22 protein-coding genes are annotated in these 24320 nt (G+C 64.1%); 9 read left to right on the forward strand and 13 right to left on the reverse strand.

Going from position 1 to position 24320, the window contains the following annotated elements:
- Positions 1–3: 3 nt before the first annotated feature.
- The 4 genes from IGX34_RS08320 to IGX34_RS08335 all read right to left on the reverse strand — a co-directional run bounded on the left by IGX34_RS08320 (position 4) and on the right by IGX34_RS08335 (position 6697).
- On the reverse strand, positions 4–861 hold the full coding sequence (locus IGX34_RS08320; RefSeq protein ID WP_192555240.1) for a 2OG-Fe(II) oxygenase: 858 nt from the start codon (positions 859–861) through the stop codon (positions 4–6).
- Positions 862–936: 75 nt separating this feature from the next.
- Positions 937–3066: a prolyl oligopeptidase family serine peptidase gene (locus tag IGX34_RS08325; RefSeq protein ID WP_192555241.1), complete on the reverse strand. Its 2130-nt coding sequence runs from the start codon at positions 3064–3066 to the stop codon at positions 937–939.
- Between the two features lie 214 nt (positions 3067–3280).
- Positions 3281–5308 carry a sodium-translocating pyrophosphatase gene (locus IGX34_RS08330; RefSeq protein WP_192555242.1) on the reverse strand — a complete coding sequence of 676 codons (2028 nt, stop codon included), beginning with the start codon at positions 5306–5308 and terminating at the stop codon, positions 3281–3283.
- A gap of 117 nt (positions 5309–5425) precedes the next feature.
- On the reverse strand, positions 5426–6697 hold the full coding sequence (locus IGX34_RS08335) for a 6-phosphofructokinase (protein WP_192555243.1): 1272 nt from the start codon (positions 6695–6697) through the stop codon (positions 5426–5428).
- Between the two features lie 203 nt (positions 6698–6900).
- Between IGX34_RS08335 and IGX34_RS08340 the strand changes: the two genes are divergently transcribed.
- A complete protein-coding gene (locus tag IGX34_RS08340; RefSeq protein WP_192555244.1) occupies positions 6901–7485 on the forward strand; it encodes an adenylate kinase in 585 nt (194 codons plus the stop codon).
- Positions 7486–7681: 196 nt separating this feature from the next.
- The gene (gene mpl, locus IGX34_RS08345; protein WP_192555245.1) at positions 7682–9043 is read left to right on the forward strand and encodes a UDP-N-acetylmuramate:L-alanyl-gamma-D-glutamyl-meso-diaminopimelate ligase; all 1362 of its coding nucleotides are present in this window, start codon (positions 7682–7684) and stop codon (positions 9041–9043) included.
- On the opposite strand, the gene IGX34_RS08350 is transcribed toward mpl, so the two are convergent.
- Together IGX34_RS08350 and IGX34_RS08355 are read right to left on the reverse strand one after the other, a co-directional pair.
- Positions 9040–10455 (reverse strand): hypothetical protein, encoded by a 1416-nt coding sequence (locus IGX34_RS08350; RefSeq protein WP_192555246.1) that lies wholly within the window; start codon positions 10453–10455, stop codon positions 9040–9042. The two genes, mpl and IGX34_RS08350, sit on opposite strands and share 4 nt — an antisense overlap.
- Complete coding sequence (locus IGX34_RS08355) at positions 10452–11381, reverse strand: ABC transporter ATP-binding protein (RefSeq protein WP_192555247.1); 930 nt, start codon at positions 11379–11381, stop codon at positions 10452–10454. The genes IGX34_RS08350 and IGX34_RS08355 overlap by 4 nt, the downstream gene beginning before the upstream one ends.
- Before the next feature lie 82 nt (positions 11382–11463).
- Here IGX34_RS08355 and IGX34_RS08360 point away from each other — a divergent pair, with 82 nt between their 5' ends.
- The 3 genes from IGX34_RS08360 (at position 11464) to IGX34_RS08370 (ending at position 14459) form a co-directional block, all read left to right on the forward strand.
- Complete coding sequence (locus tag IGX34_RS08360) at positions 11464–12066, forward strand: LON peptidase substrate-binding domain-containing protein (RefSeq protein WP_192555248.1); 603 nt, start codon at positions 11464–11466, stop codon at positions 12064–12066.
- Between the two features lie 10 nt (positions 12067–12076).
- A complete protein-coding gene (locus tag IGX34_RS08365; RefSeq protein ID WP_192555249.1) occupies positions 12077–12862 on the forward strand; it encodes an SDR family oxidoreductase in 786 nt (261 codons plus the stop codon).
- Between the two features lie 256 nt (positions 12863–13118).
- Entirely contained in the window at positions 13119–14459 is a 1341-nt protein-coding gene (locus IGX34_RS08370) for a sigma-54 dependent transcriptional regulator (protein WP_192555250.1), read from the forward strand.
- Between the two features lie 46 nt (positions 14460–14505).
- On the opposite strand, the gene IGX34_RS08375 is transcribed toward IGX34_RS08370, so the two are convergent.
- The 6 genes from IGX34_RS08375 to IGX34_RS08400 form a co-directional block, all read right to left on the reverse strand.
- Positions 14506–15858, reverse strand: a complete 1353-nt coding sequence (locus tag IGX34_RS08375) for a transporter (RefSeq protein ID WP_192555251.1) — start codon at positions 15856–15858, stop codon at positions 14506–14508.
- 46 nt (positions 15859–15904) lie between these two features.
- A complete protein-coding gene (locus IGX34_RS08380; RefSeq protein WP_192555252.1) occupies positions 15905–16870 on the reverse strand; it encodes a hypothetical protein in 966 nt (321 codons plus the stop codon).
- 26 nt (positions 16871–16896) lie between these two features.
- Positions 16897–17586, reverse strand: a complete 690-nt coding sequence (locus IGX34_RS08385; protein WP_192555280.1) for a C39 family peptidase — start codon at positions 17584–17586, stop codon at positions 16897–16899.
- 179 nt (positions 17587–17765) lie between these two features.
- Positions 17766–18662 carry a hypothetical protein gene (locus IGX34_RS08390; RefSeq protein WP_192555253.1) on the reverse strand — a complete coding sequence of 299 codons (897 nt, stop codon included), beginning with the start codon at positions 18660–18662 and terminating at the stop codon, positions 17766–17768.
- 34 nt (positions 18663–18696) lie between these two features.
- Complete coding sequence (locus IGX34_RS08395) at positions 18697–19350, reverse strand: hypothetical protein (protein ID WP_225737310.1); 654 nt, start codon at positions 19348–19350, stop codon at positions 18697–18699.
- 10 nt (positions 19351–19360) lie between these two features.
- The gene (locus IGX34_RS08400) at positions 19361–19903 is read right to left on the reverse strand and encodes a hypothetical protein (RefSeq protein WP_192555254.1); all 543 of its coding nucleotides are present in this window, start codon (positions 19901–19903) and stop codon (positions 19361–19363) included.
- Between the two features lie 360 nt (positions 19904–20263).
- Here IGX34_RS08400 and IGX34_RS08405 point away from each other — a divergent pair, with 360 nt between their 5' ends.
- Positions 20264–21478, forward strand: coding sequence for an acetylornithine/succinylornithine family transaminase (locus tag IGX34_RS08405; protein ID WP_338015435.1), 1215 nt, complete (start codon positions 20264–20266; stop codon positions 21476–21478).
- Positions 21479–21516: 38 nt separating this feature from the next.
- On the forward strand, positions 21517–21936 hold the full coding sequence (locus tag IGX34_RS08410) for a lactoylglutathione lyase (RefSeq protein ID WP_192555256.1): 420 nt from the start codon (positions 21517–21519) through the stop codon (positions 21934–21936).
- Between the two features lie 58 nt (positions 21937–21994).
- Here the strand turns inward: IGX34_RS08410 and hemL are convergent, their stop codons facing one another.
- On the reverse strand, positions 21995–23278 hold the full coding sequence (gene hemL, locus IGX34_RS08415) for a glutamate-1-semialdehyde 2,1-aminomutase (protein ID WP_192555257.1): 1284 nt from the start codon (positions 23276–23278) through the stop codon (positions 21995–21997).
- A gap of 217 nt (positions 23279–23495) precedes the next feature.
- On the opposite strand from hemL, the gene IGX34_RS08420 reads away from it, so the two are divergent.
- Both IGX34_RS08420 and IGX34_RS08425 read left to right on the forward strand, forming a co-directional pair.
- Positions 23496–23690 (forward strand): rubredoxin, encoded by a 195-nt coding sequence (locus IGX34_RS08420; protein WP_192555258.1) that lies wholly within the window; start codon positions 23496–23498, stop codon positions 23688–23690.
- A gap of 101 nt (positions 23691–23791) precedes the next feature.
- Complete coding sequence (locus IGX34_RS08425; RefSeq protein WP_192555259.1) at positions 23792–23968, forward strand: hypothetical protein; 177 nt, start codon at positions 23792–23794, stop codon at positions 23966–23968.
- Positions 23969–24320: the final 352 nt, after the last annotated feature.

Genomic DNA, 24320 nt, shown 5'->3' on the forward strand with positions numbered 1-24320 from the left:
GCGTCAACGGCGCGAGAGGCTCTGGAACGACCGCTCGCGCAGCCACTTGGTGGCGATCCATTTCTCGCCTTGCTGCACCGGCAGCCCGGCATGCAGCGAGGCGTGATCGCCGGTGTCGTAGGCGAAATAGACGGCCGAACCGCGTTGTGCCGTCACCGTCAGCCCCAATTCGGGGAACGCGGTGCCGCCGCCCGCTTCGGGCGTGTTGAGATACATCACCAGGCTGGCGATGCGCTGACCGCCCTTGGCGGTGATGGCGGCAAAGCCCGGCTGTTCCGGATCGAACCAATCGTAATGCGGCTCGTACTGCTGACCGGGCAGGTAATGCAGGACCTGCAAGCCTTCGCCGTGATCGACCGGCATGCTCAGCAAGGTAGCGATGCGCTGCTCGATGCGTTTGACCAGCGCCGATTCGCCGAGGGTGAAGAACATGCCTTCGCTAGTGCGGCGCGCATCAATCTGCTGCTTGCCGCTGCTATCCACCGTCTTGGCGCGCTGCAGGCGCGGCGTGGTTTCCTTGATCAGTGCGTCGCATTCCTCGTCGGATAGCAGGTTGTGCAGCACACGCAGCGTAGGCGACTCCACGCTCAGCGATACGTCGATCCTGCGCCCGTCCACGTTCATGCACGGCGCTTCCGGATGACGCGTGCGGCGCCCGGGCGGGCTCTTCGGTGCCTGTGCATGCGCATCGAGTGCGCTGACCGGCATGTTCAGCACGCTGGCAAGAATACTGCGGCTCTGGCGCGGGTCGTAGCCGGTCTCCAGCATCAGCTTGAGCACCGCCTCGACACTGTGGCCGGCACGGGTGGTGGACAGAATCCACTCGCGAAGTTCAGGGCGGATCGGCGGACGCGAAGTCATGGTGGGCAGCAATCAATGAAAAGCGGCGAGGGCTTATTCTAGCCGCTCGCCGCCGAAACCCCGCCGGAGCAGGTTTTATTGCAGGCGATCCCACAGGAAGTCATACACCAGTGCGTGCATGTACGCCGCCTGCTTGTTGTCGGCGCCGGCACCGTGGCCGCCTTCGGTGTTCTCGTAGAACCACACGTTCTTGTAGCCCATGCCTTCCATCTTGGCCGCCATCTTGCGCGCCTGCACGGGGCCGACGCGGTCGTCGCTGCTGGTGGTGAAGAACAGCACGGGCGGGTATGCGGTGCCCGCCTTCAGGTTCTGATAGGGCGAGAAGGTCTTGATGAAGGCCCATTGCTTGGGATCGTCCGGATCGCCGTATTCGGCCATCCAAGAGGCGCCGGCAGACAGATGCGTGTAGCGCTTCATATCCAGCAACGGCACTTCGCAGGCAATCGCGCCAAACAGTTGCGGATAAAGCGTGAGCATATTACCCATCAACAGGCCGCCGTTGCTGCCGCCTTCGGCCCCCAGGTGCGCGGCGGACGTGACGCCGCGCTTGACCAGATCCTGCGCTACCGCGGCAAAGTCTTCATAGGCGCGCAGACGATTCGCCTGCAGCGCAGCCTGGTGCCAGCGCGGACCGTACTCGCCGCCGCCACGGATATTCGCCACCACATAGACGCCGCCCCGACCGAGCCATGCGCGGCCCACGCTGGCGCTGTAATGCGGCTGCAGCGAAACTTCGAAACCGCCATAGCCGTACAGCAGGGTGCGGTTGTTGCCGTCGAGCTTGAGTCCTTTCGGTGCAAGTTCGAAGTAGGGCACCTGAGTGCCGTCCTTGGACGTGACGAAATGCTGGCTCACTTCGTATTTCGAAGCGTCGAAGAACGCCGGGCTTTGCTTGAGCGCCTGCGCCTGCTGTTCGCCCAGTACGCCGCGTTCCAGCGACGGCGGGGTGAGGAAGCCGGTGACGCTAAGCCAGTATTCGTCGCTGTGGTCCGGATCGGTGCCGACCACATCGACCGTGCTGAACTGCGGTGCGCCCGGCATGGCCTCATGCTTCCAACTGCCGTCCGCTTGCGGCGTCAGCACGTCGAGCCGGCTTTTCACGTCGTCCATCACGTTGATGATCAGGTGATGGCGCGTCCACATGTAATCGGAAAGCGCTGTGTGCTGGTCCGGCGTGAACAGCGTGGTGAACTGGCGCTTGCCGGCCATGAAATCGTCGTACTTGGTGGCGATCAAGGCTCCGGACGGATAGGTAGTGCCGCCGACCGTCCACGCATCGCGCAACTGCACCAGCAGCCATTCGCGATGTGGATCGACCGCGGCAGCATCGGCCGGTGCATCGAGATGGATCAGCTTGCCGTCCTTAAGCTGATACGTATCGCTGTGATAGAAGTCGTGCGCGACACTGACGAAATCGCGTTCGTAGCCAGGTGTGCGATCGTGGCTTGCATTCACCGCAAGATCGGTGTCCTTGCCTTCGTAAACGGTCTTGGCCGCACTGAGCGGCGTGCCGCGCGTCCAGATCTTGGCGATGCGCGGATAGCTCGATTTGGTCATCGAGCCGAGACCGAAATCGGTGCCGACATACAGATGGTTTTCGTCGATCCAGCTTGCCTGCGTCTTGGCGACCGGAAGCAGGAAGCCGCCTTTGACGAAGGATTTGCTGGGAAGGTCGAACTCGCGCACCTCGATCGCATCGCCGCCGCCGGGCGAGAGGCTGACCAGGCATTTGCGATAGTCCGGCTTCAGGCAGTCGGCGCCTTGGAACACCCACTTCTTGCCTTCGGCCTGGTTGAGCGCGTCGATATCCAGCAGCACTTCCCAGTTGGGTTGCGCCTTGCGGTATTCGTCCAGTGTGGTGCGCCGCCAGAGGCCGCGCGGATGCGCCTTGTCCTGCCAGAAGTTGTAGAGGTGGTCGCCCAGGCGCTTTACGTAGGGAATCTTGGCGTCGGAGTCGAGCACTTCCAGGATGCCGTCGCGGGTACGCGCGAATTCCGGGGTGCCGGCGAATTGCTTCTGAGTGATGGCGTTCTGCGCTTTCACCCAGTCCATCGAGCGCTGGCCGTGAATGTCTTCCAGCCATAGATAAGCATCGTCGCTGGCGGCCGTGGCGCCGGGCGCCGAAGTGTCGTGGGCTTGTGTGCTCATGCCGCCCATTATGACGGCCAGCGCAAGCGCCAGCCGAATCGATGCTTTCAAATGCATGCTCCCGCTCCCCGATAGGCGCGGCGCACACGGCCGCGCGGAACGCCCAGCATGCCGATCCGGCAGAAAAACGCCAGTGAGGGAAGTCAGTTCGCGCCGCAAAAAGCCGGATCTTCAAGACTGCCGAACCTTCATTCCGGACTTCGCCGGAATGAAGGTCTGGAGAGATCGCCCCGGAGCCGATTACGGCCCCGGGGTATATACGACTTGTGACTTACAGCAACGGAATCAACAGCAGCGCCACGATATTGATGATCTTGATCAGCGGATTCACCGCCGGGCCGGCGGTGTCCTTGTAGGGATCGCCCACCGTGTCGCCGGTGACGGCGGCCTTGTGCGCATCCGAGCCCTTGCCGCCGAAATTGCCGTCCTCGATGTATTTCTTGGCGTTGTCCCAGGCACCGCCGCCGGTAGTCATCGAAATGGCCACGAACAGGCCGGTGACGATGGTGCCGATCAGCAGGCCGCCGAGTGCGACCGGGCCGAGGAAGAAACCGACCAGGATCGGAATCAGCACCGGCAGCAACGAGGGAATCATCATTTCGCGGATCGCCGACTTGGTCAGCATGTCCACCGCGCGCGAGTAGTCCGGCCGGGTGGTGCCCTGCATGATGCCGGCGATTTCGCGGAACTGACGACGTACTTCTTCCACCACCGCACTGGCCGAACGGCCCACCGCTTCCATCGCCATCGCGCCGAACAGGTACGGGATCAGGCCGCCGATCAGCAGACCCACGATCACCCGGTGATCGGACAGGTCGAAGCTGAAGGTCTGCCCCGGATGATCCAGCGCCAGCCGATGGGTGTAGTCGGCGAACAGCACCAGTGCAGCCAGGCCGGCCGAACCGATCGCATAGCCCTTGGTCACCGCCTTGGTGGTATTGCCTACCGCGTCGAGCGGATCGGTAACCCCGCGCACTTCCGGCGGCAGTTCCGACATTTCGGCGATGCCGCCGGCGTTGTCGGTAATCGGGCCATAGGCGTCCAGCGCCACGATCATGCCGGTCATCGACAGCATGGCGGTGGCGGCGACGGCGATGCCGTACAAACCGGCCAGCGCAAACGCACCCCAGATCGCCGCACACACCGCCAGCACCGGCAACGCGGTGGACTTCATCGATACGCCGATGCCGGCGATGATGTTGGTGGCATGACCGGTGGTGGACGACTGCGCCACGTGCCGCACCGGCTTGTACTCGGTAGCGGTGTAGTACTCGGTGATCACCACGATCACTGCGGTCAGCACCAGGCCGATCAGCGCGCTGCCGTACAGGCGCGTGACGCCCAGCGTGGCATCGGCCATCAGCGCGGAGGTGATCGGCCAGAACGCCAGCGCCGCCAGCACACCGGACACCACCACGCCCTTGTACAGCGCGCCCATGATCTTGCCGCCGCCGCTGACACGTACGAAGAAGGTGCCGATCACCGAGGCGATGATCGAAGCGCCGCCAAGCAGCAGCGGATACAGCACCGAGTTCGAACCGGCCTGATCACCCAGCACGCCGCCCAGCAGCATGCTGGCGATCAGCGTTACGGCATAGGTCTCGAACAAGTCGGCGGCCATGCCGGCGCAGTCGCCGACGTTGTCGCCGACGTTGTCGGCAATCACCGCCGGATTGCGCGGATCGTCTTCCGGAATGCCGGCTTCGACCTTGCCGACCAGATCCGCGCCGACATCCGCACCCTTGGTGAAGATGCCGCCGCCCAGGCGCGCGAAGATCGAGATCAGCGACGAGCCGAAGGCCAGGCCCACCATCGCATGCAAGGCACGCTCAGTGTCGTAGCCGACGTGCATCAGCACCGCGTAGTAGCCCGCCACGCCGAGCAGGGCCAGTCCGACCACCAGCATGCCGGTGATCGCGCCGCCGCGGAACGCGACGTTCAAGGCGGAAGCCAGGCCGCCACGCGCCGCTTCGGCCGTACGCACGTTGGCGCGTACCGACACATTCATGCCGATGTAGCCGGTAGCACCGGACAGGACCGCGCCGATCGCGAAACCGATCGCCGTGCCCCAGTCCAGTGCAAAGCCGATGATGATCAGCAGTACGACACCCACCAGGGCGATCGTGCGGTATTGCCGGTTGAGGTAGGCGCGCGCGCCTTCCTGGATGGCCGACGCAATCTCTTGCATGCGTTCGTTGCCTGGCGATTTCGCCAAGACCCAGCGTACTGAAAACGCCCCGTACAAAATCGCCACGACCGCGCAAGCCAACGCGATCCACAAGCCATACTGCTGCAGCATCGGTGCCTCCCTCGATTTGGTGTCGCCCGTCCAGGACGGACGGTGCGCCCCGAGTATAGGCAGAGCTTGTGTGATGAAACGTTGTGCGCCGCAGCGGCTGCCCTGTGCCGGATCGCCTCAGTGCGCGAAGTCCGGCAGCTTTTTCGCCACCGCCACGTTCTTCAGTTGCACGTACTTGGGCAGGCCGTTGCGTCCATAGGGCAGGGCCGCTTCGCCCTGGATCAGCGGCGCCAGGTATTTGCGTGCCGCCGCGGTGATGCCGAAGCCGTCGCGGGTGAGAAAGCCGGGCGGCATCTTTTTCTCGCGATTGGCGATCTTGTCCAGCGCAGCCGCTTCGATTTTCCAGCGATAGGGGGCGTCGGCGGTGCGCACGATCACCGGCATCACCGCATTCATGCCGGCCAGCGCGTAATCGACCGCGGCCTTGCCCACGGCATAGGCTTGTTCGGCATCGGTTTTCGAAGCCAGGTGGCGGGCCGAGCGCTGCAGGTAGTCGGGCAATGCCCAGTGATATTTGTAGCCGAGCTTGTCCTTCACCAGTGCGGCCAGCACCGGCGCCACCCCGCCGAGCTGGCTATGGCCGAACGCATCGCGCGTGCCGGCTTCGGCCAGGAACTGGCCCTCGGCATTGCGGATACCCTCGGAGGCCACCACCGTGCACCAGCCCACGCGCTCGACCGTGGCCTTCACCTTGGCGATAAAGGCCGCTTCGTCGAACACGCGCTCCGGGAACAGAATGATGTGCGGCGCCGCGTCCGCACCTTCGCCGGCCAGGCCGGCCGCGGCGGCAATCCAGCCGGCATGGCGTCCCATCACTTCCAGGATGAAGACCTTGGTTGAGGTATCGGCCATCGAGGCCACGTCCAGGCTCGCTTCCAGGGTGGACACCGCGGTGTACTTGGCGACCGAACCAAAACCCGGGCAGCAGTCGGTGACGGCGAGGTCGTTGTCGACCGTCTTGGGCACGCCGATGCAGCGGATGTCATAACCCATCGCCTTGCCCAGCTGCGAGATCTTCAGCGCGGTATCGGCCGAGTCGTTGCCGCCGTTGTAGAGAAACCAGCGGATCTCGTGCGCACGCAAGACATCGATCAGGCGCTCGTATTCGGCGCGGTTGGCGTCCAGCGACTTCAGCTTGTAGCGGCAGGAGCCGAAGGCGCCGCCCGGCGTGTAGCGCAGCGCCTCGATGGCAGCGGCGGTTTCCTTGCCGGTATCGATCAGCTCTTCGCGCAGCGCGCCCAGGATGCCGTTGCGTGCCGCATACACTTTAATACCGTGTGCGCGGGCGTTCTGGATCACACCGGCCGCGGTGGCGTTGATCACGGCGGTGACGCCGCCGGACTGGGCGTACAGCAGTCGGCCTGCGGTGGGGCGGGCTTTGGACTTCATCGGGCATTCTCCGGTGGATTTCCAGGAAGCATGTGACAATACGACTTCGGTCACCGAACGCATAGATATCAGCGACTTGGCTGAAATTCGGCGGGTGCTCGGTTTGACGGCACCCCCCGCAGACGCTACCTTGGCCGCTATTCTTTTAGGAATCTGGGGGCCTGTCGCAGTGTGCGGCAGAACCTGAGATCTCGTGGAGTTCTATGCGACTTGTCCTCCTTGGTGCGCCCGGTTCGGGCAAGGGTACCCAGGCCGCCCGGCTGAAGGCCGAACTCGGCGTCCCACACATCTCCACCGGCGACATGCTGCGCGCCGCGGTGAAGGCCGGCACGCCGCTTGGCCTGCAGGCCAAGGCGGTGATGGATGCCGGTCAGCTGGTATCCGACGACCTGCTGCTGGGCATGCTGGAAGAACGCTTCGCCGAAACCGATGCCAAGTCCGGCTTCATCCTCGACGGCTATCCGCGCAATCTTGCGCAGGCCGACGCGATGGATCACCTGCTGACCAAGATCGGCCAGCCGCTGGATGCGGTAGTGAAGCTGGAGGTGCCCAGCGAAGTGATCATCAAGCGCTGCGAAATCCGCTTTGCCGCGGAGCACCGCAAGGATGACGATCCGGTAGTGGTGCGCGACCGCCTCAAGGTCTACGCCGAACAGACCGCACCGGTCGCCGATTTCTACGCCCGCCGCGGCAAGCTGCAGGTGGTGGATGGCGTGGGCGAGCTGGACGATGTGACGGCACGAGTGAAGCGTGCGCTGGCGAGCGAGTCGGCGGCCGCGAACGGCTGATTTTTTCTCCCTCTCCCCTGCGGGGAGAGGGCCGGGGTGAGGGGGCGCGCTTGCCAAGATCTCCGTGCTTGTCGCCAAGTCATGGCATCTGCTTTCTCGCAAGACCTGCCTTTATCGCAAGATTGACCCCTCACCCCAGCCCTCTCCCCCGAGGGGAGAGGGAGCTCAACCGGATTCATAAGCACACAGGCATTGCATGCGTCTCCATATCCTCGGCATCTGCGGCACCTTCATGGGCGGTGTCGCCGCATTGGCGCGCGAACTCGGCGAAACGGTGGAGGGTTCCGACGCCAACGTCTATCCGCCGATGAGCACCCAACTGGAGGCGCTCGGCATCGGGCTGATGCAGGGTTACAAGGCCGAATATCTGCAACCTGCACCGGACCTGGTAGTCGTCGGCAATGCGATGGTGCGCGGCAATCCCGCGGTGGAATACATGCTCGACCAGCGCCTGAACTACACCTCCGGCCCGCAGTGGCTGGGCGAGCGCCTGCTGGTGCAACGCGAAGTGCTGGCGGTGGCCGGCACGCATGGCAAGACCACCACCACCAGCCTGCTGGCGCACCTGCTGGAAAGCGCCGGGCTGGCGCCGGGCTTCCTGATCGGCGGCGTGCCGGGCAATTTCGGCATTTCCGCGCGCCTGGGCCAGGGGCGGCATTTCGTGATCGAGGCGGACGAATATGACAGCGCGTTTTTCGACAAGCGCTCCAAATTCGTGCACTACCGTCCGCGCATCGCCATCCTCAACAATCTCGAATACGACCACGCCGATATCTTCCCCGACGTGGCCGCCATCCAGCGCCAGTTCCATCACCTGGTGCGCACCGTGCCGGGCAATGGCCGGCTGATCGTCAATGCGCACGATGCCTATCTGGCCGAGGTGCTGGCGATGGGCTGCTGGACGCCGGTGGAAAGTTTCGGCATCGGCCGCGGCGATTGGCAGGCGCAGCTGCTGGCGGCCGACGGCTCCGCTTTCAGCGTGCACTACCAGGGCACGCCGATCGGCGACGTGCATTGGCCGCTGCTGGGCGATCACAACGTAATGAATGCGCTCGCCGCGCTGGCTGCCGCGGCAGCGGCCGGCGCCGATCCGCGTGCGCTGCTGCCGGCATTTGCCAGCTTCGAAAGCGTCAAGCGCCGGATGGAACTGGTGGGCGAGGTGCATGGCGTGCGCGTGTACGACGACTTCGCGCATCACCCCACCGCGATCGCCACCACGCTGGCAGGCCTGCGCGCCAAGGTGGGCAAGTCGCGCATCCTGGTAGCGCTGGAGCCGCGCTCCAATTCCATGCGACTGGGCGCGCATGCCGAAGCGCTGGCGCCGTCGCTGGCCGACGCCGATGGTGTGGTGTTCCTGCATCGTCCCGAATTGCCGTGGGACGCCAAGCGCGTTACCGATGCCTTGCACGGTCGCGCCAGCACCGTGCCGACGGTAGATGCGCTGCTGGCTGCACTCAGCCAGCAGGCGCAGGCGGGGGATCATGTGATCTTCATGTCCAACGGCGGCTTCGAAAATGCGCCGCGTCGCTTCGTCGCGGCGCTGGGCGAGGCGCGCTAGATAATCGGCGCGTCGAAGCGCGGCGCGCGCTGCTGGTATTCGCGTTGCGCGGCAAACCAGGCGCCGAAGCCGAAGCTGAGCGTGATCAGCGCCAGCACACCGCCGCCGGCCAGGTAGCCGAACTCGCCGACCAGCCAGTAGCCGCCCCAATAAGCCGCCATCACACCCAGCAGCACCACGATATTGACGATCGTGCGGCCGCTTTTGCCTTCCGGCCCGATCAGGTGCAAGGCCAGCGCCGCCATGCTGGCCGACGCGGCGACGATCGCTGCCACCAGCAGCATGTGCCAGGGATCCAGCGCATGCACCAGCACGGCGCCCAGCGAGGTATAGACCAAGGCACTGAGCGTGCTGATCGGAATCAATACCAGCAGCGCATCCGAGATGGTTTTCTGATATTCGGCGCGCGTCTCCGGGGCCAGCGTGAGATACAGATCGGCCATGTTCGGCCGCATGCGCGTCAGGCCTAAATTCAATTGCGGGAAGCGCGAAACGCTCAGCATCACCGCATACGCACCGATGATCGCCGGCTGGAAGCGCTGGCGATGCATGACGGCGAAGAAATAGAAGCACACGAACACCGCCACCAGCGCGATCCGCAGCACGATTGCCTCGGGATTGTCATGCGGCAGCAGCAGGCGACGCACCAGTACCATGCGTCGACTGAAATCGGGGCGGCTTTTGTAGGCGCGCAAGGCGCGCTGCATGGCGCGTTGCGAGGTCTGATCGTACAGCGCGCCGATGCGCTTGCCGAAGATGCCCATGCGTGTGGGCTCGCCCGGTGCACCGCGCAACTGGCCGCGTTCCAGGCCGGTGCTTTCCATCGGCGAGCGGCCGGTTTCGCGATCCTCGATGCGTAGCAGCGGGGTGATGCCGAGTTTGAGCAGCAAGGCGGCGACGGCCAGCATCAGCAGCGGCGTCAGCGTCGAATCGACCGCATCGCGCAGCAGCTGCGCTGCCAGAGCGGGCACCCAGCCGAGCACGATGAACATCGGCCAGACCCACATGCCTACGCGCGGGTTGCATCCCATCAACAGGCCCAGCGCCGTCATCAGCAGCAGGCCGCAGGCGATCAGCGCGACATGCGGCAGCTTCAGCAGCATCACCAGCACCAACGGCAGCAGCACCCAGATGGCGGCATCGACGGCGCCGTATTCCAGCAAGCGGCGGCGGAAGCCGGGCAGCAGAAAACTCTCCGCTACGCACAGCCCGCGCAGATTCATGCCCTGGCCGACATGCCATATCCAGGTTGCGCCGACGAACAGCATCGCTGCAGGCACCCCCATGCGCGCTTCGCCCCGCAGCCATTGGCTGGCGAAAAACACGGCGCCCGCCGCGAACAGCGCGCTCAGCACCACCAGTGTCGGCATGCGCCGGAACAGTTGCAGCCACAGTTGCCAGCAGACCTTCATGCCAGCTCCACGAACAGGTCTTCCAGCGTCGGCGTTTCGATCCGCACTTGGGCATCTTCGCGTGCGGCCAGTGCGTGCAGGCTGTCGATGGATGGGTCTTCCACCAGCAAGGTCGCCAGTTCGCCCTGCACATGCGTTTTCAGCGCGCCGGCGACCACCGGTGCGTGCGGCCAGCCACCGGTGCGCTGCAATACCACGCGTTTCATGCGGTCACGCAGTTCGGCCAGCGGACGCGTGAACTGGATGCGGCCATCGCGCAGCAGTGCGATATCCGCATCCGCGCGTTCCAGGTCGGCGGTGATGTGGGTGGAAAAAATCACCGTCTTGCCGGGCGCGCGCATCAGTGCGACCAGTTCGCCCATAAAGGCGCGGCGCGCCTGCGGGTCGAGGCTGGCGACCGGTTCGTCCAACACCAGCAAGTCGGGATCGGGCGCGATCGCGCGCACGATCGCCAGCTTCTGGCGCTGGCCCTGCGACAGCTCGCCGATCTTCTGCTTTGCGTCCAGCTCCCAGTCCGACAGCAGGCGTTCGACCAGGGCAGTGTCCCAGCGCGCGTAAAAGGCCGCGGTGAAATCGAGGTAGGCGCGCACCTTCATCCACGGAAACAGGTCGAAAGTCTGCGGCACGAAACCGATGCGATGCATGCGTTCGCCGCCGGGCTCGAGCATCGGCTGGCCGAACAATTCGATCGCGCCGCCGTCGATCGGCGACAGGCCGAGCAGGCAGCGCAGCAACGTGGTCTTGCCGGCGCCGTTGCGGCCGAGCAGGCCCACTACGCGCCCGGCCGGCACGTTCCAGTCCAGCGCCGTCAGCACTTGGCGCTGCTTGAAGGATTTGTGCAGGCCGCGCACCTGCAACACGGTTGTCGCACGGTCGAGGTGCGGCATTGCGGCAGTCGGCGCGGCGGCTGGATTGGAAGCGGACATCCTTGGCGTTCCCTGGTGTAGATCACGGCACTCTGCCGCGAGCCGGTGTCAGCCGTCCAGTGACAGGCTTTATCATGTGGGAATGGCTGCCCAGCTACCTCTTAACGAAGTACCCCTGTTTCCGCTCAATACCGTGCTGTATCCGGGCGGGCACCTGCAGTTGCGCATCTTCGAGCCGCGCTATCTGGACCTGGTGCGCGAATGCACGCGCACCGGTTCGGCCTTTGGCGTATGCCTGATTCTGGAGGGCGCCGAAGCCGGCGCGCCGGCCACGCCGGCTGCGGTGGGCACGCTGGCGCGCATTACCGATTTCAGTCATCGCGCGGACGGTCTGCTGGGCATTACCACCGAGGGCGGCAGTCGCTTTCGCGTATTGCGTACGCGGGTACGTTCGGATGGCTTGTTGCGCGGCGAAGTGGCGCTGTGGCCGGAGGAAGCGACCCAGCAGGTGCCGGTGGAATTTTCGTTGCTGCAGACCATTCTGGAGCGCCTGATCGAAACCATGGGACCGCCTTGGCGCCATGCGTCGCGCGACCTCTATGACGATGCCGGCTGGCTGGGTTTTCGCCTGGCCGAATTGTTGCCGCTGGCCGGCGACGAGCAGCAGCATCTGCTGGAAATGACCGATCCGATCCGACGACTGGCAACGCTGCGGGATATCCTGCCGCGCTTCCAAAAAGCCTAGGAGCGATGCAATGAGCACACTGGCCGGCAAAACGCTTTTCATCACCGGTGCCTCGCGCGGCATCGGGCTGGCGATCGCACTGCGCGCCGCGCGCGACGGCGCCAATATCGTGATTGCCGCCAAGAGCGGCGTGCCCAATCCCAAGTTGCCCGGCACCATTCACAGCGCTGCCGCCGAGGTGGAAGCGGCCGGCGGCAAGGCGCTGGCGCTGAAAGTGGATATCCGCGAAGAAGATCAGGTAGACGCTGCCGTGGCGCAGGCGGTGGAACGCTTCGGCGGCATCGATATCGTGGTCAACAATGCCAGTGCGATCTGGCTGGCCGGCACCGCGGGTACGCCGATGAAGCGCTTCGACCTGATGCATCAGGTCAATACGCGCGGCACCTTCATGGTCACCCAGGCCTGCCTGCCGCATTTGCAGAAGGCGGCCAATCCGCATGTGCTGATGCTGGCGCCGCCGCCCAACCTGGATGCCAAGTGGTTCGCGCCGCATACCGCCTACACCATCGCCAAATACGGCATGAGCCTGTGCGTGCTGGGCATGAGCGCGGAGCTGGCGGCGCAGGGCATCGCCACTGCCGCCATCGCCATGATCGACGGCGTGAAGCCGGAGCAGTGCCGCCGGCCTGAGATCGTCGCCGACGCCGCACATGCGCTGCTGGTGCAGCCCGCGCGCCAGTGCACGGGGCGCTTCGCCATTGACGAAGAGGTGCTGCGCGAAGCCGGCGTGCATGACTTCGACCGCTATGCCTATCAGCCTGGCGCGGCGCTGTTGCCGGATCTATTTCTGGACTGATCGGTCCACGAATTACCCGCGGTATCTTGCGGACCTGTCATCAGCTCGCCGCCATTATCGGCGTAGGATGGGCTCGCGCGGCGCCCTCGGGGGAGGGCGATACCGCTGCTTAAATAATGAGCACCGCGAGCAAATCGGTGTATATTCTGAGAACTGCGTCACATTTTTAAGGCGCAGGCTGGTTGTGGGGTATGGGGCAAGGCGCCTGGCCAGGGAAGGGGCGGGAAAGACCAGCGATCTGGAGGGAGGCGTTGCGATGAGTAACGACACGTCGATCCGGTGTGTGGTTTGGTTTGGCGAACCGACCGGCGTTGAAAGAACACGTTTGGCGCAGGCTGGGTGGCATACGCGCGTCGCCGATGCGAGCGCACAGGGAAGTGGCGTAGGCATCCGGCGTGGCGACGTAGTGGTAGCGATGGCGGACCTGCGCAAGGCCGACGTTGATACCTTGCGGCAGATGGCCCGCCTGATGGCCGACCATCCGCGGCTGCCGTGGCTGGCGCTGCTGTCGTCCGAGACGATTGCGCAGACCCCGGAAGTGGAGCGCGTGCTGCGCGCCAGCATCGATTTCTTTACCGCGCCGATCGATATGCAGCGCTTGATCGATACGCTCGGCAACCTGGCTGGCGAAACGCCGGCACCCATCGCGCATAGCGATGTGCCGGGCATTACCGGTTCCAGTCCGGCGATGATGTCGGTGGTGGCCAGCCTGCGCAAATACGCGCCGGTGGACCTGCCGGTGTTGATCACCGGCGAGACCGGCACCGGCAAGGAAGTGGCGGCGCGCGCCCTGCACAAATTGTCGCCGCGGCGGGACCATCCTTTTGCGGCGATCAATTGCGGTGCGCTGCCGGCCAATCTGGTGCAGTCGGAATTGTTCGGTCACGAACGCGGCTCGTTTACCGGCGCCAATGCGCGGCGTATCGGCCACTTCGAGGCCGCCGCAGGCGGTACGGTGTTCCTGGACGAGGTCGGCGACCTGCCGCCCGATGCACAGATCAGCCTGTTGCGCCTGCTGCAGGAAGGTACGCTGGAGCGGGTCGGTTCGACGCAGTCGATCAAGCTGGATGTACGCGTGCTGGCCGCAACGCATGTGGACCTGGAAAAAGCCGTCGCCCAGGGCCGTTTCCGCGAAGATCTCTATTACCGGCTCAACGTGCTGCGCCTGCGCATGCCGGCGCTGCGCGAGCGCGCGGACGACGTATTGCAACTGGCGCAGCTGTTTCTGGATGCCTTCCGCAAGCAGCACGATTGCCATGCACGCACCTTCAGCGCACTCGCGCGCAAGGCGCTGCGCGATTTCAACTGGCCGGGCAATGTGCGCGAGCTGCTCAATCGCGTGCAGCGCGCGGCGGTGGTGGCCGAGGGCGCGCAGATCAGCGTGGCGGATCTGGATCTGCAGGATGTGGTCGCCAGTCGTGCCGCGCATTCCAGCCTTGGCCTCACCCGCACGTCGGCCGAACGCGATGCGGTGTTGGCCTGCCTGCGCGAGACCCGTTTCAACATCAGTGAATGCGCGCGCCGGCTGAAGGTGTCGCGCGTGACCATCTATCGCTTGTGCAAGAAGCACCAGTTGGTGCTGGAAGACTTGCATTGAGCGCGGCGCCACGCGCAGGCCACCGGCCTGCGTGTAGACGGCAAACTCAAAACATGTAGGGAATCTTGAAGGTCAGCGTAAAGTCCGGCGCATCCGGCGTCATGCCCATGCCCAGGATGGTGACGATGGTGGTGTGCTGACTGAGCGCGTAGGTGAAGCCCATGTTCAACGTGGCCGCATTGGCCTGGCTGCCGATGATCTTGGTCCATGGACCACCGGTGGAGCGCAGGGAGTCCTTGCCGTTGATGCGATCGCTGAAGGACAGGCTCAAGCTGGCGCGGTCATTGAACGCGAAAGCGATGCCGGCGCCGAAGTAATAGATATCCGACAGCTTCACGCTGCCCGGCGTAGTCACGTCGGGATCGGTGTCGATATCGCTGAAGCTGCGGGTAAAGGAATGGACGTAGCCGACGTTGCCGAACACGATGGCCGGATCCATGGTCTTTACGAAAGAAGTACCCAACGTGGCCTGCCATACGCCGTTGCCGGTCGGCTGCCGCTCCGGCACCGCGAATTGCTCGTATTGCGAGCTGGCCACGTTCACCCACTTGATGCCGTACGGCGCGCGGCCGGTCGGTGCCGTGATGCCGAAGGTGAGCACCGTATCCGGGCGATAACCCGATTCGGTCAGGATCTTGTAGTTGACCGACAGGTTGACGTCGCCAAGGCCCTTGCCGGTGGAACTGGCTTCATCCAGCGTGGCGGCCGAACCGCCGGCACCACCTTGCTGGTAATCGGTGCTGCGTCCCACGAACGGCACGTCCAGGTTGAAGCTCAGCCTCGGCGTCACTGCGTAGCGTCCGATCAGGTCGTTGGTCAGCGAGTCGGAGGTGACGCGGTCGATGGCGATATTGCCCAGGAAGATCGAGTTCAGCGCCAGGAAGCCGTTGAGCGTGAGTTCGGCGCGGTCGTAATGGTTGTAGGTGAGATCGTCTTCCAGCGTGAACTTGCGGCTGAAGTAGGCGTTCGTCTCCTGCTGCAGCACATCCTGCACGCTGCGGCTCTGGGTGGAGCTGCTGGCCTGCGCGCTTTGCGTGGTCGACGCCGCCTGGGTGTTTTCCACCGACGCATTGTTGGGCGTATTGGCGGCGGTCGCTTCCGGAGGCGTACCTGCCTCCGCCGGCAAGGTGGTGCTGATGCCCTTGCCGGCCAGGCGCGACTGCAACGCCTGCACTTCGGCATCGAGCACGCGCAGGCGTCGCACTTCCTGTGCGTAGTTCACCTTGAGCATCTGCAACTGGCGCACCAGTTCCTGCACATCCGCCTGGTTCTGCGCGGTCGTGGGCTGGCCACCGGCGGCAGCTGCAGAGGACTGGGCATCCTGTCCAACGGCGGCGTAACTGGTGAGGCCGGCGATCCAACTGCATGCCACCGCAGTGGCCAAAGCTGTCTTGCGCATGAGCTTATCCCCTGAGTAGGAGCGCGCGCTGGGCTGGGCTGCGCACTCAGTGGCCGTTGAGGTGCGACAAGTTGAGCGACTGCGACAGCGTATGTGCGAGCTGCGCGGTGGAGCCCAACTGCTGGGTGACCAGGTTGACGATCATCTGATTGGTCACAATGGCGTTGTCGGTGGTGAGGGCGATGGTCTGTCCCAGGCTGCCGGCATGAATCCACTGCGAGGCCGAGCCTTCGCCAGCTACCGACGTGGTGACTTCGGCGCTGTCGTTCGAATACGTCGACGATACGGAGGCATTGCCCACGTTGGCGGTGCGTCCGTTGGACGTGCTGGTGCCGTTGTTGGTGGTCGAGCCCGACGGAGTATTGGTGGCGGTGCTGTCGCCGCCGTCGGTCGGCGTGATCACCGTGGTGGACGAATTGGTGTTCGCCATCAAGCCGTTGTAGGAGACGCCGGCGTTTGCCATGGATGAACCCGAACCGACGGGGCCCACCCAACTGCTGGTATTGCCGGTGGTGGAGACGTTCGGTGCGCCACCACTCTGGATATTCATCTGGGTGACGTTGGCGGTGGCGTTGTTGTCGCCGGCGATCTGCACGCTCTGCACCAGGCCGCCTACGTTGGCGATGCCGCCGCTCTGCACGCTGCGGCTGATCGTCGACTGCACGCTGGCAGCGGTGGGTAACGGCGCATTGGGCGTGGTGATCGTAACCGTGGGTACGAAGCTCACCTGCGGGTTGTTCGGGTTCTTGCTGAAGTTCAGGCCCAGGTTCATGGTGCCCTGGACGACCTGGCCGGTGTTGGTCTGGAAGGTCGAAACCATTTGCACGCCGAACCACACCACGGTGTTGTCGCCCACCGTGAAGCGGCCGCGCATGCCGGCCAGTTCCTGATCGGTGACATCGTGGATGCCGGCGCCGAGATGGCTGCTGGTGTCGTCATTGGCGAGTGCGCAGGCGCACTTTCCGCCAAGAACCAAAGCTACCGCAATGAAAATCGATGATCGCTTATACATGTCCTGGTCCCTCAAAACCTGATTCTTCAAAACATATTCAGATCGGCATGGGTAAAGCCAAAGTCGAGCAATTCGGCGTCCGTAATGGCGCCCCCTCCCTGACGTGCGAAAAGCGCGCGTGCACTTGGCTTGACGACCGGCTGGAGCAGGACGGTATGGCGGTCGAAGTCGCTTCCGATAACTACGAACAACACATGCGAAGGCCATGCCTTCATGAAGTCGTCAAGCTGCATGCTGCGATTGCCGAGGATCGGATCGGCCAACTCCACTTCATCGTTGTGCACCTGCTTGAGCACTACGAAGTGCCGATAACCGTGCACGTCCATCAGTACGATCACCGGCACGCGCAAGTTGCGCAGCCGTTCGGCATCGACGCGATAACCGCGTCCGCGCAGTCCCAGCAGTTCGACGTAGTGCTTGATGTCGAGCATGGAAAAACCGCGCTGCTTGACTACCGTGGCATCGGCGACGCCCAGCATGCCGTCGATCACCACGTTTTCATTCACATCCAGGTGATAGCCGTAGCGCAGGATGGTTGCCAGCGCAGCGGCGCCACAGCTGTAGTCGGTATGCTGGCGCACGATGTTGGCGTAGCGCAGATCCTGCATGCTGTTGACGTGCGCGACATATTGCGCGCCGTTCGGCAGCACGCCGGCGAAGCTCACATCACCCGCATACACGGATGTGCCGAAACTGGCCGCGGCGAGCCCAAGCATGCCGACGATGTTCAAGCCGGAAAGTCGCACGTCCCTCTCCCCTCGTCCTTTGCGAAGGGAAGACCCCCTGCCCGCAGGGGACGGGCAGGGGGCTTCCACATGGTACCCGGCGGCATGTCGCCGGGTTACCGCCCTCGTTGCCGTCTCACGACGGCGTGTAGCTCCTGAACTGCTGGCAATTACTTGACGTTGGCCACTGCCATCGACAGGCTGTTGCTCTGCAGGTTGCCCGTACCGGAAGCCTGGTTCAGGCCGATGTTGCCGCTGGCGCCGGCGAGCACGCTGCCCGACAGGCTGGAGTTGTTGCTGGTGTTGGTCTCGTAGAAGCACCACTGGTCATACGGGTCGTTGGAGACCTTGTTGCCGGACCATTCCTGGTCGAGCGTCGAGGTGGCCAGCGCATACACGTTGTTGGAGGTGGTGGCGGCGGCGAGCTGGTTCAGCTGCTCGTTGTTGTCACCCGCAGCCTGGTTCACGCCCACGTTGCCGGAGACGCTGTTGAACGACGTGCCGCCGATGCTGGCGTTGTTGGTGGTGCCCTGGTTGCTGGTGTGAGCGCCCGTCAGCGACTGTGTGGCAAACGTTTCGGCATCAGCCATGCCGCCTGCATTCTGTTGCGGGTCGCCGCCGCCGCAGTTGCCGCCCGTGTGTTCGCAGCCGAAGGTGAAGTCGGCATCGCTGCCGCTGCTGCTGGAGGCTGCGCCCGCCGCCGAAATGGCAGCGCTGTTGCCCTGCGCATTCAGGTCGCCCGCGGCCTGGTTCAGTCCGACGTTGCCCGAGGTATCGCTGCCGACGGAGCCGCTGATCTTGGCGCCGTTCACGACGCCGGCCTTGTTGTCGACGGTGTTGTCGCTCGACTTCTGCGTGGCCTGCGATAGCGCGATGGCGGCCGCGTTGATGTCGATGTTTCCGTTCACGTAGGGGTCGCCGTTGACGTTGATGTTCGAGGTCAACGAGATCTTTTTGTTGATTTTCACACCGGAACTGTTGCCGTCGTTCTGGGCGTAAGCCAGCGAGGCGCCGAATGCGCTCACTACGGTCAGAGCGATCAAAGTCCTTCTCAGATTTGCGTTCATGGTGTCCTCTCCAGATGACTGGGTAATGCGCTGATCAATGCGAGGAAGGTGGTGCTGACAACAACAGCAAGTTGTCGGATGCATTACCGGACCCCGCGACCTGGTTGAGTTGCATCACACCGTTGAAACCCTCCATTGCGGACGGATCGACTGCCACGTTCCGTGTGCCGCCAGCCTGTGCATGTGGGTTCGACGATGTTTGCCCCCCTGCCGACGCGGAGACGGCGGCCGAAAGGGTGCCGTCCGTCGCCTCGCGTATGCCTTGGTTGGCCAGCTCCACCGCCACGCCGTTCAACTGGGTGTTGCTGTTGCCGCTGACCTGATTGATGGATGCGACGCCTTGCGCGTCGTTATAGGCATGGCCGCCGATGGTGGCGTTGGCGTACAGCGCACCGTTGGGTGCATGGCTGCGTGCATGCTGCTGCGCCTGGATCAGCGCCTGGGTCTGTCCGCCGGAGGCGAACGCATGCAGATTGCCCTGCAGATTGCCGGTGCCGGCGGCGGTATTGACCGAGCTCACGCCCTGCGTACCCTGCAGCGCGCTGCCGCCGATGCTGTTGCTGTCCAGATAATTGAGGATGGCGGCGTAGCTGTCCGCCGGCGTGGTTTGCGCACAGGCGGCCACGCTGCCGGCAAGGGCCAGGACACCGGCGATGCAGGCTGCCCAAGGACGAAGCGCGGAATTCATCATCGCCCCCTCAGTGGCCGCCAAGCATGGGAATTTGCGACACGGCATTGCTGACCTGCTCGCCGATGCCGCGCGTGCTGTCGGCCACCGAACCGGCCGCTCCCGCCGGACCGCTGACCAGATTGCTCACCCCGTTGCCTGCGCTGACCGCTCCGGTGTTGTTTCCACCGCCGTTTACGCCAAGCGCCACGGTCAGCGAGCGCTGCATGCCGCCCTGTCCGCCGGTGCCGCGACCGCCAACGGCACCGGCCGTGAGGTCACCGATTTCCGAGTCGGTCATCTCGCCGGCATTGCCATTGCCATTGAGCGCGTTGCCCAATTGCGGATTGGGCGAGGCGTTAACCATCAGCGCCATCCCTGGCGCTGTGGGATTCCGATCGGCGGGACGGGTGGCGACATTGCGGATCAGCACGATGTCGCCCGGCTGGGCTTTCTGCGCCACGTGCGCGCCATCGGCAAACGCAGCGGCCGGTACCAGCATCGTCATGAACAAAGCCAGGGCGCATACGCAACGGCAAGCCTGGCGATGATTGCGTTGATGAGAGCTGTCCATGGGCGAGCCTCCCCTCGAGTCCCTGGTGTAGGAAGGGCAAGCACCGTGCCAGCCTGGCAAAACCCAGCAAAACCGCGGCCTGGCATCAAAATGGCGGCTGCGCCGCAGCGAACAGTTGTAACAGCTGCGGACAGCGGGGTTGCTGCCGGAGTGCGCGCAAATGGCGCCGCGATGCGGTTTTTGCGAGATGTAACAGCTTTGATGCAAGTCGCGCCGGGAGACACAACGCCGGCGTATGTTGGAAAGACTGGCGCCCGTCAGGCCTGCTGGCTAGGATGCGGTTACCCCATTTCTTTCGTCTTTGGCGCGGTCGCTGCTGCTGCGCCAGACGGCCCCATTTTCCCTGCGCAGGAGTTGTTCGTGTCCTCACTCGTCGATCTCGGCAAACGCTATTGGCTGCCGGTGTACAAGCCGCGCGAACTGGTGCTCGATCACGGCAAGGGCGCGCGGGTATGGGATACGGAAAATCGCGATTACATCGACTTCGGTGCAGGTATCGCGGTGAATGCACTGGGTCATCAGGATCCGGACCTGCTCGCGGCGCTGACCACGCAGGCTGGCAAGCTTTGGCATAGCAGCAATGTGTTCTACACCGAACCACCGCTGCGCCTGGCGCAGGAACTGGTCGAGTCGTCCGGCTTTGCCGAGCGCGTATTCCTGTGCAATTCCGGCGCCGAAGCGAACGAAGTGGCGATCAAGCTGGTGCGTCGCTGGGCCGCTGCGCAGGGACGTGCGCCGGAGCAGCGCGTGATCATTACGTTCCGCGGTTCGTTCCACGGCCGCACGCTGGCGACGGTGACAGCGACAGCGCAGCCGAAATACCAGGAAGGCTACGAGCCGCTGCCGGCAGGATTCCGCTATCTGGATTTCAACGACGTCGGCGCGCTCGAGCAGGCGTTTGCCGCGGGCGACGTAGCCGCCGTGATGCTGGAACCGGTGCAGGGCGAAGGCGGTGTATTGCCGGCAGCGCCCGGGTTCCTCAAACGTGTGCGCGAATTGTGCGATGCGCACAACGCCTTGCTGGTGCTGGATGAAATCCAGTGCGGCATGGGGCGTACCGGCAGCCTGTTTGCCCATGTGCAGGACGAGGTCACGCCGGATATCGTGACGCTGGCCAAGGCGCTCGGCTGCGGTTTTCCGATTGGCGCAATGCTGGCCGGCCCGAAGGTTGCGCAGGTGATGCAGTTTGGTGCGCATGGCACCACCTTTGGCGGCAATCCGATGGCGGCGGCGGTGGCACGCGTGGCCTTGCGCAAACTGTCTTCGGACGAACTGCTGCAGAATGTACGGCGCCAATCTGCGTTATTGCAGGAAGCGTTGACGGCGCTCGGCGCGGAGCTGGGAATTTTCTCCGGCGTGCGCGGGCGCGGCTTGATGCTGGGTGGCGTGCTGTCCGATGCGTATCGCGGCAAGGCTGGCGAGGTGCTCGATTTCGCCGCCGCGCATGGCTTGCTGTTGCTGCAGGCGGGTCCGGATGTGCTGCGCTTCGTGCCGCCGCTGAATATCACCAACGAAGAAATGGCTGAGGGACTTGCGCGTCTTCGCGCTGCCTTGAAGGCATTTGTCGCACGATAATCGCCTTCGATCCGGCTATCACAAACAGGAACGACCCGATGAAATTTCTGCACAGCATGGTCCGCGTGCGCGATCTCGATGCCTCGCTGCGCTTCTATTGCGACGGCCTGGGCCTCAAGCAGGTGCGCCGCATGGATGTGCCGGAAGGCAAGTACACCCTGGTGTATCTGGCGGCGCCGGAGAGCCCGGAGGCGGAAGTGGAGCTCACCCACAACTGGGGCTCGGAAGAAGATTACGGTTCGGCACGCAACTTCGGCCACCTGGCCTTCCACGTCACCGACATCTACGCGACGTGCGAACACCTGCAATCGATGGGCTACACCATCAATCGCCCGCCGCGCGACGGTCACATGGCGTTTGTGCGTTCACCCGATCTGGTCTCGATCGAGCTGCTGCAGGACGGCCGCCTGCCGCCGCGCGAGCCGTGGGTGTCGATGCCCAATACCGGCGTCTGGTAATCCGGCGCTGCAGTACGCCATGGCGCCGAGACGCCGTGGCGTGTGCAGCGCCCCTCGATCAGGCCGCCCGCACGCTGCGCATGGCGGCCCGTGCGGCATCCAGTGTCGCGGCGATATCGTCATCGCTATGCGCCGAGGACAGAAAACCGGCTTCGAATGCGCTGGGTGCGAGGTAGATGCCTTGTTCGAGCATGCCGTGGAAGAAGCGGTTGAAGGTGGTGGCGTCCGCCGCCGTGGCCTGCGCGTAGCTCATAACTTGTTCGTGCGTAAAGAACAGCCCGAACATGGCGCCGACCTGGTTGGTGCTGAACGGCAGGCCTTCGCCGTCGGCAACGGCCTGCAATCCATCCGTGAGCAGACGCGTGCGTGAGGCCAGCGTGTCGTAGAAGCCGGGCGCCTGGATCAATTCCAGCATCGCCAGTCCCGCCGCCATCGCCACCGGATTGCCGCTGAGCGTGCCGGCCTGGTAGATCGGGCCTGCAGGCGCAATTTGCTCCATCAGGTCGCGCCGCCCGCCATAGGCGCCCACCGGCATGCCGCCGCCGATGATCTTGCCGAAGGTGGTGAGGTCGGGCGTGATGCCATACAGCGCCTGGGCACCGCCGAGCGCAACACGGAAGCCGGTCATCACCTCGTCGAAAATCAGCAGGGCGCCGTGGCGCGTGCAGAGTTCGCGCAAACCCTGCAGATAGCCGTCCTTGGGCGGAATGCAATTCATATTGCCCGCCACCGGTTCGATGATCAGGCCGGCGATGTCGCTGCCGTGCTCGGCAAACAACACCTGGGCGGCAGCCAGGTCGTTATAGGGCAGGGTGAGCGTGAGATCGGCGTTCGCCTTGGGCACGCCGGGCGAGGTGGGTACGCCGAAGGTCAGCGCGCCCGAGCCGGCTTTGACCAGGAAGCTGTCGCCGTGGCCGTGATAACAGCCTTCGAATTTCACGATCTTGCTGCGGCCGGTGGCGCCGCGCGCCAGGCGGATGGCCGACATCGTCGCCTCGGTGCCGGAATTCACCATGCGCACCATGTCCACCGACGGGATCAGCTTCACGATGGTCTCGGCCATGGTCACCTCGGCCGGGCAGGGCGTGCCGAACGACAATCCATTGCGCACCGCGCGTTCCACCGCCTCGCGCACATGCGGATGGTTGTGGCCGACGATCATCGGGCCCCATGAACCCACATAGTCGATGTAGCGCTTGCCTTCGACGTCCCACAAATACGCGCCATCGGTGCGTGCGGTAAAGAAAGGTTCGCCGCCTACTGATTTGAATGCGCGCACGGGGGAATTCACGCCGCCGGGCATCAATTGCTGGGCGCGCTGGAATAGTTCGTGATTCGTCATGGAGGGGCTCGATCGTAGGGAATGTCGTGAGCGCGGCGCGGAAAAGCCGGCGTGATCGATCATTGTCCGGCCTGCCGCGCTGGATCGCCAGCGCCGGGCCGCGTGGCGTGGCGCTGTGCCGCGGAGATATTCAGACGTCTGGCCACCTGCGGCGGCTTTCGCATCGGCGGGGGAGTTGCGAGAATGCGCCATTGATTTTCAACAGGTGACGCAATTCATGAACCAGGCTTCTACTGACACCACGCTGCGCAAATGGATGTGCGTGGTCTGCGGCTTTATCTATGACGAAACGCTGGGCCTGCCGGAAGAAGGCATCGATCCCGGCACGCGCTGGGCCGACGTGCCCGATACCTGGACGTGCCCGGATTGCGGCGCCACCAAGGATGATTTCGAGATGATCGAAATCGACTGATCCGCCGCGCGCTGCCTGTAAATCGCCCGATTTCGCCAGCGCGCCGGCCGCTTCCCCTGCTGGAATGACCCTCGCGTCAATCCCGCCCCCGAGGAACGGCCATGCAGCAATTCATCCCCTTTGAAGACGACTGGGACGCGCTGGAACAGCTGCGCCCCGAGGCACTGATCCCTTACCGCGTAGGACTGGTGCCCGTACATCCCGCGGCGACGGATGCCATGGAGGGGCGATTCCCGCTGCGTTCTCAAGGCGACACCCCGACACCGGCGTTTAAATAGCCGTTTCATCGGGTCTGCAGCACTGAAAATCGGCCGCTGGCGCCCATGGCGCCGGCGGCCGGTCATTTCATCGTCATGAAATGGTGGCTGCCCCCTTCACAGCGTCTCGGTCAGGCGCTATGATTTCAATCCCTTCAGCGAGCAGGCCCTCCGTTGAAGGTTCCCCCCTCTCAAAACTCTCCAAATTTTGGGTGTTGACGGAAGGGGAAAGAGATGTAGAATGGGCGGCTCACCCGGGACGAAATGCTTCGGGGCGATCTTGAAGAAGAGGTCGCAAGTGATTGATCTTTGACAGTGTGCGCAGGTGACTTGTGTGGGCGTCTTGCGTTGGATGGACAATCTGTCCAAACAA

Source organism: Dyella acidiphila (assembly GCF_014863405.1).
Taxonomy (GTDB): Bacteria; Pseudomonadota; Gammaproteobacteria; order Xanthomonadales; family Rhodanobacteraceae; genus Dyella_B; species Dyella_B acidiphila.